The sequence below is a fragment of the Streptomyces sp. NPDC028928 genome, assembly GCF_055564915.1.
Genome location: NZ_JBVHVI010000014.1, coordinates 136,189 through 149,453, shown reverse-complemented (window position 1 = coordinate 149,453; position 13,265 = coordinate 136,189). Strand labels below are relative to the sequence as shown.

13 protein-coding genes and 1 tRNA gene are annotated in these 13,265 nt (G+C 72.9%); 8 read left to right on the top strand and 6 right to left on the bottom strand.

Annotation, left to right across the window (positions count from 1 at the left end):
* Positions 1 to 8: 8 nt before the first annotated feature.
* Positions 9 to 923 carry a DMT family transporter gene (locus tag ACZ4U1_RS30900; protein ID WP_467907451.1) on the bottom strand — a complete coding sequence of 305 codons (915 nt, stop codon included), beginning with the start codon at positions 921 to 923 and terminating at the stop codon, positions 9 to 11.
* A 357-nt stretch (positions 924 to 1,280) separates the two neighbouring features.
* On the opposite strand from ACZ4U1_RS30900, the gene ACZ4U1_RS30895 reads away from it, so the two are divergent.
* The 3 genes from ACZ4U1_RS30895 to ACZ4U1_RS30885 all read left to right on the top strand — a co-directional run bounded on the left by ACZ4U1_RS30895 (position 1,281) and on the right by ACZ4U1_RS30885 (position 3,711).
* A complete protein-coding gene (locus ACZ4U1_RS30895; protein ID WP_467907450.1) occupies positions 1,281 to 2,210 on the top strand; it encodes a hypothetical protein in 930 nt (309 codons plus the stop codon).
* Between the two features lie 66 nt (positions 2,211 to 2,276).
* The gene (locus ACZ4U1_RS30890) at positions 2,277 to 3,017 is read left to right on the top strand and encodes a molybdopterin-dependent oxidoreductase (protein WP_467907449.1); all 741 of its coding nucleotides are present in this window, start codon (positions 2,277 to 2,279) and stop codon (positions 3,015 to 3,017) included.
* Positions 3,001 to 3,711, top strand: coding sequence for a cytochrome b/b6 domain-containing protein (locus tag ACZ4U1_RS30885; protein WP_467907448.1), 711 nt, complete (start codon positions 3,001 to 3,003; stop codon positions 3,709 to 3,711). The genes ACZ4U1_RS30890 and ACZ4U1_RS30885 overlap by 17 nt, the downstream gene beginning before the upstream one ends.
* Here the strand turns inward: ACZ4U1_RS30885 and ACZ4U1_RS30880 are convergent.
* Together ACZ4U1_RS30880 and ACZ4U1_RS30875 are read right to left on the bottom strand one after the other, a co-directional pair.
* Complete coding sequence (locus ACZ4U1_RS30880) at positions 3,708 to 5,105, bottom strand: GntP family permease (protein ID WP_467907447.1); 1,398 nt, start codon at positions 5,103 to 5,105, stop codon at positions 3,708 to 3,710. The two genes, ACZ4U1_RS30885 and ACZ4U1_RS30880, sit on opposite strands and share 4 nt — an antisense overlap.
* Before the next feature lie 39 nt (positions 5,106 to 5,144).
* Positions 5,145 to 5,672 (bottom strand): gluconokinase, encoded by a 528-nt coding sequence (locus tag ACZ4U1_RS30875; protein ID WP_467907446.1) that lies wholly within the window; start codon positions 5,670 to 5,672, stop codon positions 5,145 to 5,147.
* Between the two features lie 139 nt (positions 5,673 to 5,811).
* Between ACZ4U1_RS30875 and ACZ4U1_RS30870 the strand changes: the two genes are divergently transcribed.
* Positions 5,812 to 6,513: a FadR/GntR family transcriptional regulator gene (locus tag ACZ4U1_RS30870; RefSeq protein WP_467907445.1), complete on the top strand. Its 702-nt coding sequence runs from the start codon at positions 5,812 to 5,814 to the stop codon at positions 6,511 to 6,513.
* A 16-nt stretch (positions 6,514 to 6,529) separates the two neighbouring features.
* Here the strand turns inward: ACZ4U1_RS30870 and ACZ4U1_RS30865 are convergent, their stop codons facing one another.
* The gene (locus tag ACZ4U1_RS30865; RefSeq protein WP_467907444.1) at positions 6,530 to 6,907 is read right to left on the bottom strand and encodes a YchJ family protein; all 378 of its coding nucleotides are present in this window, start codon (positions 6,905 to 6,907) and stop codon (positions 6,530 to 6,532) included.
* Positions 6,908 to 7,002: 95 nt separating this feature from the next.
* On the opposite strand from ACZ4U1_RS30865, the gene ACZ4U1_RS30860 reads away from it, so the two are divergent.
* The 3 genes from ACZ4U1_RS30860 to ACZ4U1_RS30850 are packed head-to-tail and all read left to right on the top strand — an operon-like array spanning position 7,003 to position 9,756.
* On the top strand, positions 7,003 to 7,314 hold the full coding sequence (locus ACZ4U1_RS30860) for a dsRBD fold-containing protein (protein ID WP_467907443.1): 312 nt from the start codon (positions 7,003 to 7,005) through the stop codon (positions 7,312 to 7,314).
* Positions 7,315 to 7,325: 11 nt separating this feature from the next.
* On the top strand, positions 7,326 to 8,627 hold the full coding sequence (locus ACZ4U1_RS30855; protein WP_467907442.1) for a phosphoribosyltransferase family protein: 1,302 nt from the start codon (positions 7,326 to 7,328) through the stop codon (positions 8,625 to 8,627).
* Between the two features lie 10 nt (positions 8,628 to 8,637).
* Positions 8,638 to 9,756: a CapA family protein gene (locus ACZ4U1_RS30850; protein WP_467907441.1), complete on the top strand. Its 1,119-nt coding sequence runs from the start codon at positions 8,638 to 8,640 to the stop codon at positions 9,754 to 9,756.
* A gap of 10 nt (positions 9,757 to 9,766) precedes the next feature.
* On the opposite strand, the gene polX is transcribed toward ACZ4U1_RS30850, so the two are convergent.
* Positions 9,767 to 11,494: a DNA polymerase/3'-5' exonuclease PolX gene (gene polX, locus ACZ4U1_RS30845; protein ID WP_467907440.1), complete on the bottom strand. Its 1,728-nt coding sequence runs from the start codon at positions 11,492 to 11,494 to the stop codon at positions 9,767 to 9,769.
* A 63-nt stretch (positions 11,495 to 11,557) separates the two neighbouring features.
* Positions 11,558 to 11,645, bottom strand: a tRNA-Leu gene (locus ACZ4U1_RS30840).
* Between the two features lie 236 nt (positions 11,646 to 11,881).
* On the opposite strand from ACZ4U1_RS30840, the gene ACZ4U1_RS30835 reads away from it, so the two are divergent.
* Positions 11,882 to 13,207: a M20/M25/M40 family metallo-hydrolase gene (locus ACZ4U1_RS30835; protein ID WP_467907439.1), complete on the top strand. Its 1,326-nt coding sequence runs from the start codon at positions 11,882 to 11,884 to the stop codon at positions 13,205 to 13,207.
* Positions 13,208 to 13,265 lie beyond the last annotated feature (58 nt).

The following is a 13,265-nucleotide window of genomic DNA, read 5'->3' as shown; positions in this document are numbered from 1 at the left end:
CCGCCGGCTCAGCGGTGCTGGAGGGCCCGGGCCGCGCGCTCCGGCTCCGCCGTGCCGCACGGCATCGCCGGATGCAGCCCGAGCAGCACGATGCCCGCCACCACGGCCGCGAGCCCGGCCGACTCCCAGGCCAGCGCCCCGGTGTCGGTGCGCAGCCGGTCGCCCATGAAGCCCACCCCGCACAGGATCCCGGCGAGCGGCTCGGCCGCCGTGAGCGCGGGCAGCGACATGCGCAGCGGGGCCGTCTCGAACGCGCTCTGCACCAGGACGAGACCGGTGACCCCGCACGCCACCACGCCGTACGGCTGCCAGCCGGTGAACAGCTCGGTGAGGCCGCCGTCGGAGAAGCGGGTGCCGCTCACCCGGGTCAGCGCGTCCTGGATGCCGTACAGCAGTCCGGCCGCCAGGGCCAGCAGTACCGGGCCCCAGCTCAGCCGGGAGCGCTTGGCGTACGCCGTGAGGAGCAGGGCCGCGCCCACCACCGCCCCGATGATCAGCCAGTGCCGCAGCGGATCGGCGACGGCCGAGCCGCCGCGCGGCTCGCCCGCCATGATGAACGCGCTCACCCCGCCCGCGAGCAGCAGCAGACCGGCCCAGCCCTGGCGGCCCAGGGCCTGCTTGGTCTGGTGCCGCGACAGCGCGAGGGCGAACAGCAGGTTGGTCGCGAGCAGCGGCTCGACCAGGGAGATCTCGCCCTTGCCGAGGGCGACCGCGCCGAGCACCATGCCGGCCACCATCAGCCCGAGCCCGCCCAGCCAGCGCGGCACCCGCATCAGGTCGATCAGCAGCCGGAAGGAGAGGAAGTCGCCGAGCGGTGCCCGCTGCGCCGCGTTCTGCTGGAGGACGAAGCCGAAGCCCAGACAGCAGGCCGCGCTCACGGCGAACAGGAGAACCAGTACGGACACGCTGTGTACCTCGATCATCCGGCCGGACCACGGGCGTGCAGTGGCCGACTGTAGCGCCCCGGGACGGCGGGGCCCCGGAAGAACCCGGAACCGGGCGGTTGACTCGCCATGGTCCGGGGCCGGGCGGCGCGGCGCCATGGCGTACGCCACAACAAGCCGGGGCGCACGCCCCGGAACGCGATGGCATAGGCCACAGGAAAATTCCACGGCCTGGCCCGTTCAGGACGCGTCCCACCTGCACCGGAATGCTCAAGTACCCCTGTGGCCAGGGAAGTTGAAGCTCGCAACAGTGCTGTTCCGCTTGACGCGACCCTTGGCTGAGGGTTTGCTGTGCGTGATCGGTCGATGGCAGCCCGAGAAACAGGAAGCCCCGCGGTGCCCCCTCTCCCGCCCCTGCTCGACTCCGAGACCTTCGACGCGGCCCTCGACGACGCCGAACTCCGCACCGCCCGTGCCGCGTTGGCCCAGGGCCGACGGCAGGCCGCCCGCTCCCTGCTGGTGCACACCGGCGACGACTGGGACCGCCGCGGCCACCGCCTCACCGTGCTCGCCCAGGACCCCTACGCCGCCGCCTGGGCGTCCGACTGGCTGGCCGCCGAGCCCGGCTCCGCCGACGCCACCGCGCTCCTCGCCCTCGCCCTGGTGCACCGCGCCCTGCGCGGCAAGGAGGAACCCGACCGGGCCCGCGAGACCTGCGACACGGCCGCCGCGCTCGCCCCCGCCGACCCCACCCCCTGGCTCGGCCGGCTGCTGCTCGCCCGCGCCCTCGGCCCCGAACAGGAGGTGCTCACCGCCTTCACCGAGCTGCGCCGCCGCCACCCCGAGCACCACCACGCCCACCACCTGCTGATCGCCCGCCTCGCCGAACGGCCCGCGGGCGGCCGGTCCGAGGCCCACGAGGTGTACGACCTCGCCGAGCTGGCCGCCGCCGAGGCCCCCGCCGACTCCCCGCTGGCCGTCCTGCCGGTCGTCGCCTACGCCGAGCGCTACCGGGTCCTCGCCGCCACCGGCCTGGCCCCGGCCGACCCCGCCGCCTCCGGCCACTGGTCCGGCCCGCGTGCCCGGCGGATCCTGCGCGCCTGCTTCGACTGGTGGCTGGAGTGGGAGCACGACGAACACCCCCGCCGCCACATCGACCTCAACCACCTCGCCTTCGCCCTCACCTGCGCCGGCCGCCCGGCCGAGGCGGCGGCCCTGTTCCAGCGCATCGGCGACCACGCCACCCCGGCGCCCTGGGCGTACGCGTACCCGGACCCGCTGGCCGCCTTCCACGCGGCCCGCACCCGCGCGCCGGGCAGGAAATGATGACGGAAGTCTGACCAGTGGCCCGATCATCTGGCCCCGCGCGGCCCCGAGTGCTCGAATGAATACGTGAACCCTGAACAATCCGAGGAACCGCAGAACGAGCAGGACGGCCGGCCCGTCGGCCGCCGTGTCTTCCTCGGCACCCTCGGCCTGGGTGCCCTCGGCGTGATCGCGGCGCCCGCGCTGCAACGCGGCCTCGAAGGCTTCCTCGGCGGCGTCGCCGACCGGGACCCCACCGGCCTGACCGGTCTGCTGCCCAACGGCGGCGGCTTCCGCTACTACTCCGTCGCCGCCTCCGTCCCGCACCGGACCGCCGCGGACTACCGCCTCACCATCGACGGCCTCGTCGACCGCCCGCGCCGCTACACCCTCGCCGAACTCCGCGCCCTGCCGCAGACCCGGCTGGTCAGGGACGTCCAGTGCGTCACCGGCTGGCGCGTCCCCGGCACCCCCTTCGAAGGCGTACGGCTCTCCCACCTGCTGGACGCGGCGGGCGTCCGCCCCTCCGCCAAGGCCCTCCGCTTCACCTGCTTCGACGGCACCTACACCGAGAGCCTCACCCTCGACCAGGCCCGCCGCCCGGACGTCCTGGTCGCCCTGCGCATGCAGGACAAGGACATCGGCCACGACCACGGCGGCCCGGCCCGCCTCTACGTCGCCCCCATGTACTTCTACAAGTCCGCCAAGTGGCTCTCCGGCATCACCGTCACCGACCGGGTACGGCCCGGCTACTGGGAGAACCTCGGCTACGACGTCGACGCCTGGGTCGGCCGCTCGAACGGACGGACCGATGACCCTACGAGCTGAGACCCCGGCCCCGCCGAGCGCGCGCGTCCACCGCTTCAGCCGGGCCGAACGCTGGGTGCACCGCGGCACGGCCGCGCTGATGGGCGTGTGCGTGCTGACCGCGGCCGTCCTCTACGTCCCGCAGCTGGCGGTCCTGGTCGGCCGCCGCGAACTGGTCGTCCGGATCCACCAGTACGCGGGCCTCACCCTGCCGGTGCCGGTCCTGCTGGGCCTGGCCTCTCGCGCCTTCCGCACCGACCTGCGCTTCCTCAACCGCTTCGGCCCGCACGACCGGGTCTGGCTGCGCGCCGCCCTGCGCCGCGACCGACGCCACGGGTCCCGGCCCGCCGGAAAGTTCAACGCCGGCCAGAAGATCTACGCCGCCTGGATCGCCGGCGCGACCCTGGTCATGCTCGGCACCGGCCTGATGATGTGGTTCACCCACCTCACCCCGCTGATGTGGCGCACCTCGGCGACCTTCGTCCACGACTGGCTGGCCCTGACGATCGGCGTGGTCCTGGCGGGCCACATCGGCATGGCCCTGGGGGACCCGGAGGCGAGACGGGGGCTGCGGACGGGGGCGGTGAGCGAGGAGTGGGCGGCGCGGGAGCACCCGCTGTGGCGTCCTCAGCCGCGGCTCAGGACGCCGGCACCCCTTCTTCGCGACCGCCCCCGGCCGCGAAGAAGGGGTGAGCCCTCGTCGCCGTATCCCTAGATGATCAGGGAGAGGAGCAGGACCAGGCCGCCGGCGACCACCGAGATGATCGTCTCCATCACCGACCAGGTCTTCACGGTCTGCCCGACGCTCAGCCCGAAGTACTCCTTCACCAGCCAGAAACCGGCGTCGTTGACGTGGCTGAAGAAGAGGGAGCCCGCGCCGATGGCCAGGACGAGGAGCGCCGCGTGGGTGGTCGACATGTCGGCCGCGAGCGGCGCGACGAGACCGGCCGCCGAGACCGTCGCCACCGTCGCCGAGCCGGTCGCCAGCCGGATCGCCACCGCGATCAGCCAGGCCAGCAGCAGCGCCGGGATCGACCAGTCCTTGGAGACGTCCAGGATCATCTGGCCCACACCGGAGTCGATCAGCGTCTGCTTGAAGCCGCCGCCAGCGCCCACGATCAGCAGGATGCCGGCGATGGGCATCAGGCCCTTCTCGACGGTCTGCTGGAGCCGGTCCTTGGTGAAGCCGGCGGGCCGGCCCAGCGTGAAGAAGCCGACGATCACGGCGGCGAGCAGCGCGACCAGCGGGGAGCCGACGACGTCGAAGACGCGCTGGGTGGTGTCGGCGGGGTCGTCGACGACGATGTCCACCAGCGCCTTGGCCAGCATCAGCACCACCGGCAGCAGCACGGTGGCGAGCGTCGCGCCGAAGCCCGGACGGCGCTGAAGCTCCTCCGAGGCGCGCTGCGGCAGCATCCGGTCGGGCGCCGGCACGTCGACCCAGCGGGCCGCGACCTTCGAGAACAGCGGACCGGCGATGATCACCGTCGGGATGGCGACCAGGATGCCGAGCGCCAGGGTCACGCCCAGGTTGGCCTTGACCGCGTCGATGGCGACCAGCGGGCCGGGGTGCGGCGGGATCAGGCCGTGCATCACGGACAGGCCGGCGAGGGCCGGGATGCCGATGCGCATCAGCGAGTAGTTGCCGCGCTTGGCGACCATCAGCACGACCGGGATCAGCAGCACGATGCCGACCTCGAAGAACAGCGGCAGGCCGATCACGGAGGCGATCAGCACCATCGCCCAGGGCATCGCCCGGCCACCGGCCTTGGCGAGGATCGTGTCCACGATCTGGTCGGCGCCGCCGGAGTCGGCGAGCAGCTTGCCCAGGACCGCCCCGAGCGCGATCAGGACGCCGACGCCGGCCACGGTGGAGCCGAGCCCGGTGGTGAAGCTGGTGATGGCCTTGTCGAGCGGTGCCCCGGCGACCGCCCCGAGGGTCAGCGAGCCGATGGTCAGGGCCAGGAAGGCATGGAGCTTGAACTTGGTGATGAGCAGGACGATCACGGCGATGCCCACCAGCACGGCGATGCCCAGCTGGGCGTGTCCGGCGGAGGTGATCGGCGCAGGCGCGTCCGCTGCCAGCATCTCGACGCTGAGTCTGGTCACGGGGGTTCCCTTGCGGTGACGGGGGTGTACTGACGGGCGCTACTGAGCGCTGCCCGCGGTGTCGGGAAGCAGGGCGAGGGCCTGAACGGCGCGCTCGGCGATCTGCTGGGGGCTGCCGCTGACGTCCACGGCGACTCCCGCCTCGTCCGGCTGGAGCGGCTGGAGCGTGGCGAACTGGGAGTCCAGCAGAGCGGTCGGCATGAAGTGATCCTGCCGCTGCCGCATCCGTTCCTCGATCAGCTGCCGGTCGCCCGTCAGGTGCAGGAACACGATTCCGGGGGCCACGGCCCGAAGCCGGTCGCGGTACGACCGCTTCAGCGCCGAGCTGCTGACCACCCCGCCCAGTCCGGCCCGGCCGTGCGCCCAGTGCCCGATGGCATCGAGCCACGGCCACCGGTCGGCGTCGTCGAGCGGGATCCCGGCCGACATCTTGTCGATGTTGGCCTGCGGGTGGAAGTCGTCGCCCTCGGCGTACGGGACGCCCAGCCGCGCGGCGAGCAGAGGACCGATCGTGGTCTTGCCCGTCCCCGCGACGCCCATCACGACGACGACCTGGGGGGTTCGCATCACTGCCTCGCTGTCTTCCTCGACATCGACGCCACTGCGGCGTCGCCACACTGAAACCCATTAGGTACGACGAATTCAAGAGTCTGTGACATATAAGTCTGACTTTTTGGCTCTGTGATCCACGCCGTACGCTGAGTGCATGAGCACACCGGGCCGGGGGCTGCACGGCCATGTACTGGACACCCTCGGCCCCGCGATCACAGCGGGCGAGTACCCGCCGGGCAGCGTCCTGCGTACCGACGAGCTGGCACAGCGCTTCGAGGTGTCCCGCTCCGTGATGCGCGAGGCGGTCCGCGTCCTGGAATCCATGCACCTGGTCGAGTCCCGCCGCCGCGTGGGCGTCACCGTGCGCCCCAAGGCCGAGTGGAACGTCTACGACCCGCAGGTCATCCGCTGGCGCCTGGCCGGCGCCGACCGCCCGCACCAGCTGCGCTCGCTCACCGTGCTGCGCTCCGCCGTCGAACCCGTCGCGGCCGGCCTCGCCGCGCAGCACGCCACGGCCGCGCAGTGCGCCCAACTCACCGAGTGCGCGCTCGGCATGGTCGCCAACTCACGCGGCCACAAGCTGGAGGAGTACCTGGTCCACGACATCGCCTTCCACCGGGTCATCCTCACCGCCTCGGGCAACGAGATGTTCGCCCGGCTCGGCGACGTCGTCGCCGAGGTACTGGCCGGCCGCACCCACCACGAGGTCATGTTCGAGGACCCCGACCCGGCCGCCGTCACCCTGCACGTACGGGTGGCCGAGGCGGTCCGCGAGGGCGACGCGGTCCGCGCCGAGGAACTCACCCGGCAGATCACCGTGGGCGCCCTCCAGGAACTGGACATCCTGGCGCCCTAGGCGCCCTGCCCGCGGGCTACTCGTCCAGGAACTCCCCGTCCACGTACACCCACGCCCCCTCCACCCGCTCGAACCGGCTCCGCTCGTGCAGCGAGCCGCCCCGGTAGGAGGCGCGGAACGTCACCGTGCCCGTGCTGTGGAAGGCGGACCCGTCGGTGGTGTCCAGGATCTCCAGGCCCGTCCACCGCATCCGCGGGTCGAGGTCCAGCCGCTCCGGCCGGGTCCGCGGATGCCAGGTGCGCAGCAGATACCCCGCGTCCCCCTTCACGAACGCGCTGTACCGCGACCGCATCAGCAGCTCCGCGGTCGGCGCGGCGGCGGCCCCCGCGTGGAAACGGCCGCAGCAGGCGTCGTAGCTCCGGGGGAGTCCGCAAGGGCAGGTGCGCGAGGTCATGGTCCACATTCTGCCCGGAGCAGGGGAGGCGTCCGCCCCGGGCCGGGTGCACAGTGGAAGAGCAGCGCAGCGCAGCCCGGGAGGTGAGCCGGACGATGACCGGACCCGCGAGCAGCCGTCCTCCCGCCGTCAAGGAGTGGCGGCTGAACCTGTACCTGTCCGAGCACGATCCGGACACCACCGCCCGGATCATCCTCGACACCGGGGACAACGTCCTGGAGAGCCACGCGGAGGCCCGCCGCAACCCCTACGACCGGGCGATCCCGGAGATCGGCGACGAACTCGCCGCCGGACGCGCCCTCATCGCCATGGGCCGCATGCTGCTGCGCGCCGCCGACGGCGACATGAAAGCGACGGGAGCCGCCGACACGGACGGCCCGGCGCCGCTCTGGCTGCCCCGGGAGTGAAGGAGGCCACCGTGTTCAGGAACCGCCTCGAAGCGGGACGGCGGCTGGGCGAACGCCTGGAGTACCTCAGGGGCCAGGACGTGGTGGTGCTCGGGCTGCCCCGGGGAGGCGTGCCGGTCGCCGCCGAGGTCGCCGAGGCGCTCGACGCCCCGCTGGACGTCTGCCTGGTACGGAAACTGGGCGTGCCCTACCAGCCCGAGCTGGGCATGGGCGCGATCGGCGAGGACGGCGTCCGCGTCATCAACCAGGAGGTGCTGCGCGGGACCGGCGTCTCGCCGGACGACCTCCGCCTGGTCGAGGAACGCGAGCGCGAGGTGCTGCACGACCGGGCGGCGCGCTACCGGGGCGCGACACCCCCGGTCCCCGTCGCCGGGCGGACCGCCGTGGTCGTGGACGACGGCGTCGCCACCGGCTCCACCGCACGCGCCGCCTGCCGGATCGCCCGCGCCCGCGGCGCGGCCCGCATCGTCCTGGCCGTCCCCGTGGCCCCGCGCGACTTCGCCCGGCGCCTGCACGGGGACGCCGACGACATGGTCTGCCTGGAGAACCCGTGGGACTTCGCCGCCGTCGGCCAGTTCTACGGCGACTTCGCCCAGGTCGAGGACGAGGAGGTCACCACCTGCCTGCGCCGGGCCGCGAGCCGCCACCGGCACACCGCCGGCGCCCGCTCCACCGACCGCGAGGTGACCGTGACCGCCGGCGGCACCCGGCTGGGCGGGCGGCTCACCCTGCCCGACGGCGCCACCGGAGTCGTCGCCTTCGCGCACGGCAGCGGCAGCAGCCGGCACAGCCCACGCAACCGGTTCGTCGCCGAGGGGCTGCACCGGGCCGGGCTCGGCACCCTGCTGTTCGACCTGCTCACCGACGCCGAGGAGGCCGACCGGGGCAACGTCTTCGACATCGCGCTGCTGGCCGGCCGCCTGCACGCCGCCACCCGCTGGCTGCGCGAGGAACCCGACGCCGAAGGGCTCCCCATCGGCTACTTCGGGGCCAGCACCGGCGCGGCCGCCGCGCTCTGGGCCGCCGCCGAACCCGACGCGCGGCCCGCCGCGGTCGTCTCCCGCGGCGGCCGGCCCGACCTCGCCGGACCCCGGCTCGGCGAGGTGACGGCACCCACCCTGTTCGTCGTCGGCGGCGCGGACCCGCTGGTCCTCGAACTCAACCGGGAGGCACAGGCCCAACTCCAGTGCGAGAACCGGCTGGAGATCGTCCCCCGCGCCACCCACCTCTTCGAGGAGCCCGGCACGCTGGAACGGGTGACCGAACTGGCACGTGACTGGTTCACGGACCACATGGCACCCGCGCACGTATAGTCCCGCGGCCATGCGCGAGAAGGCCGTCACCCTCTGCCTCGCCGGTGACGTCATGCTCGGCCGGGGCGTCGACCAGATCCTCCCGCACCCCGGCGATCCGGTCCTGCGGGAGGACTACGTCCGCGACGCCCGGGAGTACGTCGCCCTGGCCGAGGCCGCGAACGGACCCGTACCCCGGCCCGTGGACCCCGCCTGGCCCTGGGGCGAGGCACTGCCCGTCCTGGAGCGGGCCGCACCGGACGTACGGGTGATCAACCTGGAGACCGCCGTCACCCGGGACGGCACCTTCGCCCCCGGCAAGGGCGTCCACTACCGGATGCACCCCGACAACCTGCCCTGCCTCGCCGCGGCCCGCCCGGACGTCTGCGTCCTCGCCAACAACCACGTGCTCGACTTCGGCCCCGCCGGCCTCGAGGAGACGCTGGACTCCCTCGCCGCGGCCGGGCTGCGCAGCGCCGGCGCGGGCCGGGACGCACAGGAGGCGTGGCGCCCGGCCACCGTCCCGCTGCGGCCGGACGGACGCGTCCTCGTCCTCGCCTTCGGGATGCCCTCCAGCGGCATCCCGCACGGCTGGGCCGCCACCGCCGAACGGCCCGGCGTCGCCCTCGTCACCGCGCCCACCACGGCCGCCGCCACCGACTTCGCCGACCACCTGCGGCAGACCGAGCGGCAGCCCGGCGACCTCGTCGTCGCCTCCGTCCACTGGGGCCCCAACTGGGGCTATGCCCCCTCCCGCGCCGAGGTCCGCTTCGCCCACGCGCTGATCGACGCGGGCGCCGACCTCGTCCACGGGCACTCCTCGCACCATCCGCGCCCGCCGGAGATCTACCGGGACCGGCTCGTCCTGTACGGCTGCGGCGATCTCGTGGACGACTACGAGGGCATCGGCGGCTACGAGCGCTTCCGCGACGACCTGCGCCTGCTGTACCTCGTGTCGGTCGAGCCCGGCACCGGCCGGCTGACCGGTCTGCGCATGGTGCCGCTCCAGGCACGCCGGCTGCGCCTGGAACACGCCCCGGCCGAGGACACCGCCTGGCTGCGCACCGTCCTCGACGCCTACGCCCGCCCCCTCGGCACCCGGGTCGTACACGCCGACGACGGCACGCTCACGGCACGGCCCGCGGCCTGAGCCCGGACCCTCAGGCCCGTCCGCCCTTCCGCAGGAACCGGCGCAGTCGGGTCAGCGGCCAGGTGTTGATCACGTCCTCCCCGGTGAGCCAGCCGCGCTGCGCGGTGCCCACGCCGTAGCGCAGCTGCGCGAGGTGCGGCACGGAGTGCGCGTCGGTGTTCACCGCGAACCTCACCCCGTGCTCCCGGGCCCTCAGGATGTCCTCGTCGCACAGGTCCAGCCGGTCCGGCTGGGCGTTGACCTCCAGCGCGGTACCGGTGCGCGCGCACGCCGCGAACACCTCGTCCCAGTCCGCGTCGACCCCCGGCCGCTTGCCGATCAGCCGGGTCGTGGGATGCCCGAGGATGTTGACGTACGGGTTCTCGCAGGCCCGCACCAGCCGCCGCGTCATCGCCTCGCGGCCCAGGTCGAAGTGCGAGTGCAGCGAGGCCACGCACAGATCGAACCCGGCCAGGAACTCCTGCGGCCAGTCCACCTCCCCGTCCGGACCGATGTTCAGCTCCGTGCCGTGCAGCAGCCGCATCCGGCGCCGGGTGCCGTCCAGCTCCCGCAGCCGCTCCCGCTGGGCGAGGATCTTCTCGTCCGTCATGCGCTGCATGTACAGGTCGGGCGCGTGGTCGGTGACCGCGTAGTACGCGTAACCGCGCCCGGCCGCCGCCTCCACCATCGCCTCCAGCGATGCCAGACCGTCCGTGAGATCGGTGTGCGTGTGCAGGTCGCCCCGGATGTCCCGCTCGCCGACCACCTCCGGCAGGCCGTCCCCCAGCGCCGCCTCGATCTCCCCGCGGTCCTCGCGCAGCGTCGGCGGGATCCACGGCAGCCCGAGCCGCGCGTACACCTCCTCCTCGCTGCGGGAGGCGACCGACTCCCCGCTCCCGGTGTCGAACACGCCGTACTCGGACAGCTTCAGCCCCTGGTGCACGGCGATGGTCCGGGTGCGGATGTTGTGCGCCTTGGACCCGGTGAAGTACTGCATCGCGGCGCCCCACGACTCCGGCGGCACCACCCGCAGATCCACCTGGAGGCCCTTGCCGGTCCGCACCGACGTCTTCTTCGTGCCCCGCGCGATCACCTCCGCGGTGACCGGCAGCTCGCACAGCGCGTCCATGAACGGCGCCGACCGCTCCGCCGCGACCAGCACGTCCAGGTCGCCGACGGTCTCGCGCATCCGGCGCAGCGAACCGGCGTACGCACAGCGCGCGCAGCCCGCCACGCCGGACAGCTCCGCGACGATCTCCTCGGCGGTGTCCAGCGCCAGCGACAGCGGCACCCGCGCGCCCGCCCGCTGGAGCAACTCGATGCCGTGCCGGATGTTCTCCTGCGTCTTCTCGCCGAAGCCCTTCAGATCGGCCAGCGCGTCCGCCTCGACGGCCGCGGCCAGCTCGCTCACCGACGAGATGTGCAGGTCCTCGTAGAGCCGCAGCGCCTTCTTCGGGCCCAGGGTCGGGATCGTGATCAGTTCGCGCACCCCGGCGGGGATCTTCGCCCGGCGCTCCTCGACGACCGCCATCCTCCCGGTGCGCAGGTACTCGGCCACCTTGTCGGCGATCGACCGGCCCACGTTCGGGATCTCCCGCAGCCCCTCGGCGTCCAGCTTCGAGACGTCCGCCGGATACCCGCCGATCGCCCGCGCCGCCTTCTCGTAGGCGCGTGCCTTGAAGGCATCGCCTCCGGTGATCGCGATGAGATCGGCGTACTCCCGCAGGATCGCCTCGACCTCGTCGTTGGCCCGGGCCACCCCTCAAGTCTAGGAAGCCGGCCCCAGCCACGCGAAAGGCCCCTGCCGAAGCAGGGGCCTTGCTGGTGTCCGAGGGGGGACTTGAACCCCCACGCCCGATAAAGGGCACTAGCACCTCAAGCTAGCGCGTCTGCCATTCCGCCACCCGGACAAGGTGTCTGTCGTGCGGGGTTTCCCTTTCGGCGGGGTTTCCCTCGCGGCGACGAAGGAAACATTACCAGGCTTTCGGGGGTGGCTGATCACCCCCGGTCCCGGAGCGGGCCGCGCGTGAACGGCGTGTCACAGGCCGGGCCCGGTCTTGGGCGCGGGGCGGGGCCGGAGAGAGGATGAGGAGGAAGGACCACCAGCAGTGGCAGGACCATCAGCAGTGACAGCGGGAGGAAGCACGTGAGCGAGACGGACACGGCCAGGAGCGTCACCGGCGAGGACGAGGTCGTGGACCTCTGCCGCGAGCTGATCCGGTTCGACACCAGCAACTACGGCGACCACTCCGGCCCGGGCGAGCGCAAGGCCGCCGAGTGGGTCGCCGAGAAGCTCGCCGAGGTCGGGCTGGAGCCGAAGATCTACGAGTCGCACCCCGGCCGCGCCTCCACGGTGGCCCGCATCGAGGGCGAGGACCCGTCCCGGCCCGCGCTGCTCATCCACGGCCACCTGGACGTCGTACCGGCCAACGCGGTCGACTGGACCCACGACCCCTTCTCCGGGGAGATCGCCGACGGCTGCGTGTGGGGCCGCGGGGCCGTCGACATGAAGGACATGGACGCCATGACGCTGGCGGTCGTCCGCGACCGGCTGCGCAGCGGGCGCCGGCCCCCGCGGGACATCGTGGTCGCCTTCCTCGCCGACGAGGAGGCCGGCGGCACCTACGGCGCCCGCTACCTGGTCGACCACCACCCCGAGCTGTTCGAGGGCGTCACCGAGGCGATCAGCGAGGTCGGCGGCTTCTCCTTCACCGTGAACGAGCAGCGCCGGCTCTACCTGATCCAGACGGCCGAGAAGGGCATGCACTGGATGAAGCTGACCGTGGCCGGCACCGCCGGGCACGGCTCGATGATCCACCGCGACAACGCCATCACCGAGCTGTCCGAGGCCGTCGCCCGGGTCGGCCGCCACACGTTCCCGGTACGGGTCACCAAGACCACCCGCGCCTTCCTCGACGAACTGGGCGACGCGCTCGGCACCGAGCTGGACCCGGAGGACATGGAGTCCACCCTCGCCAAGCTCGGCGGTATCGCCAAGCTGATCGGCGCGACCCTGAGCAACACCGCCAACCCCACCCAGCTGAACGCCGGCTACAAGGTCAACGTCATCCCGGGCGAGGCCACCGCCCACATCGACGGCCGGTTCCTGCCCGGCCACGAGGAGGAGTTCCTCGCCGACCTCGACCGGCTCCTCGGGCCGAACGTCCGGCGCGAGGACGTGCACTCCGACAAGGCGCTGGAGACCAGCTTCGACGGCGCCCTGGTCGAGGCCATGCAGTCCGCGCTGCTCGCCGAGGACCCGACCGCCAAGGCGATCCCGTACATGCTCTCCGGCGGCACCGACGCCAAGTCCTTCGACGACCTCGGCATCCGCGGTTTCGGCTTCGCCCCGCTGAAGCTGCCGCCGGAGCTGGACTTCGCCGGCATGTTCCACGGCGTGGACGAGCGGGTCCCGGTGGACGGGCTGCAGTTCGGCGTGCGGGTGCTCGACCGGTTCATCGACGCGTCGTGACGCTCTGCCCTCAGGTATTCGGGCAGTCGTACGAGACCGACTGAGAAGGGTGAATGCG